Genomic DNA, 2,163 nt, shown 5'->3' with positions numbered 1-2,163 from the left:
CGGCCGGCCAGCGCCGCGCGCAGCAGGGCGCGGGCGTCGAAGTCGGTGGCGCCGAAGGCGTGGACGGCCGCCGCGATCACCGGCAGCGGGTCGCCGACCATGACGCCGGTGCCGCCGTTCGCGAGGGTCCACCGGTCGAAGTAGCCGGCCTGGAGGCCCTGGTCGACGATCGACTGGGCGATGTCGGAGGCCTCGCTCGGCGCGATCATGGCCAGGAGCTGGACCTGGCCCCGGTAGACGTCCCAGCCGGAGAAGTCGGCGTACTGGTCGTGTCCCGGGCGGGTGCGGTGGACCTGTCCGTCCATGCCGGTGTAGCGGCCGTCGGTGTCGCTGAAGACGCTCGGGTGCAGCAGGGAGTGGTACAAGGCGGTGTGGAAGACGCGGCGTTGGGTGCGGGTGCCGCCGGTGACGGTGATGCGGGACAGCCAGTCGTTCCAGCGCGCGCGGGCCGTCGTCCGGACCGTGTCGAAGGGCAGGTTCCGCTGTTCCGTCCAGGCGTTGCGGCGGGCGCCCTCGACGTCGACGAAGGAGACGCCGACGCGGACGGTGACCGTGCGGACCTCGGGGGCGAAGGTGACCAGGGCGGCGCCCGGTCTGCCGTCCGGGTGGACGGCTCGGGCGAAGGGGCGGTCGAACGTGGCGTGGAAGTGGAGGCGGTAGCGGTTGGACTTCTTGCAGAAGCGTCCGCTGTCGCTGTACCCGGAGAGGGTGCGGGTGCCGATGTCGACGGCTCCGGTCGCCGCGTTGAACGCCCGGCCCGCGTCGACGCTCAGTGCGGCGGGGCGGGTGTCGCCGGGCGGGTAGGTGAAGCGGGCGATGCCGGAGCGGCGGGTGGCGGCGAGTTCGGTGGTGATGCCGTCGCCGAAGGTCACCCGGTAACTGCCGGGCGCCGCCTGCTCGTCGGCGTGGGAGAAGGTCGCGTACGACGCCGGTCCGGTACCGCCCAGCGACGGCAGGAAGGGGACGTTGCCGTAGGCGGCGCACCCGGCCCCCGAGAGGTGCCTGAGGCTGAACCCCCGGATCCGGTGGTCCCCGTACGCGTACCCGCCGTGCTGATAAGTCACCGTGTCGGGACTCCACTGCACCCCACCGAGCGGCGCCGCCGCCCCCGGGAACGTGTTGCCCGCCCCGCCACCGTGCCCGAAGTCGGGTCCACCGGGCGCGGTCCCGACGAACGGGTCCACCAGACCGGCGGGTTCTTCGACGGCGTGCGCGACGGGTACGCCCCCCGTCCCCACCAGCACCACCGCCACCACCACAGCCCTCACCAGGGGAAGTCGCACCGCGTCCCTCCAGACAGCCACACCACCAGGACCCGCGAGTCTGCCGACCCGACCCCTCCGCGACGCACCGCCACACCGCCGAGGCGGGAGGAGTCAGCCGCTCAGGCCATCGGATGCGAGCCGGGGGGAGGCGGGGACCGGGGAGCCGAGGGCCGAGGGCCGGGGACTGGGAAGCCGGAGGGCCGAGGGGCCGGGAAGCCAAGGAGCCGGGGCCGGGGACCGGGAAGCCGGGGACCGGGGAGCCGAGAGCCGGAAAGCCGGGGAAAGTCGCACCACGTCTCTCCAACCAGCCGCACCGCCAGGAACCGCGAGCCTGCCGACCCAGCCCCTCTGCGACACACCGCCACACCGCCGACGCGGGAGGAGTGAACCACTCAGGTCATCGGATGCGAGCCAGGGGAGGCGGAGAGCCGGGGCCGGAGGGCCGGAAAGCCAGGGCCGGTCGACAGCGCAAGCGGTCGGGTCGGCCGGGGCGTCGATGTCGCAGGGTGGACCGGAGGCGACCGCACACCAGAGGCCGCCCGCCCTTGCTCAAGCACCTGCTCACGGCGAGCTGCCGACGCCTGCTCAGAGCGCTTCCGACCCGAACTCCCAGTCTTCCCCGCCCTCCCGGTCCCCCCGGCAAGCCTCAGCCCCCTCACCGCCGGGCTCCCGCAGGGCCGTGTGTACCGTCTTTCTCGACGTCCCCAGCTTCGTCAGCACCCGGGCGACATGTTTCTCGACGGTGCGCGGGGACAGGAACAGGGTCTGGGCGATGTCCTGGTTGGTGGCGCCCCCGGCGAGCAGTTCGGCGACCTCCGCCTCGCGGGGGGACAGCTCGCTGCCGTAGCCGCGCCGGCCACGGCGTCCCAGCGCCACCGCGCCGACCTCGCGCAGCCGG

2 protein-coding genes are annotated in these 2,163 nt (G+C 73.8%); both read right to left on the bottom strand.

Annotated elements, in window-relative coordinates; translation table 11 throughout:
• On the bottom strand, positions 1–1,283 hold a 1,283-nt coding region (locus ACVNF4_RS35240), incomplete at its 3' end, for a glycoside hydrolase domain-containing protein (protein ID WP_461806921.1).
• 567 nt (positions 1,284–1,850) lie between these two features.
• A partial coding sequence (locus ACVNF4_RS35235; protein WP_461806920.1) for a response regulator transcription factor occupies positions 1,851–2,163 on the bottom strand: 313 nt, incomplete at its 5' end.

This window comes from Streptomyces sp. S6 (assembly GCF_054880855.1).
This window is presented reverse-complemented; position numbering and strand designations above follow the sequence as displayed.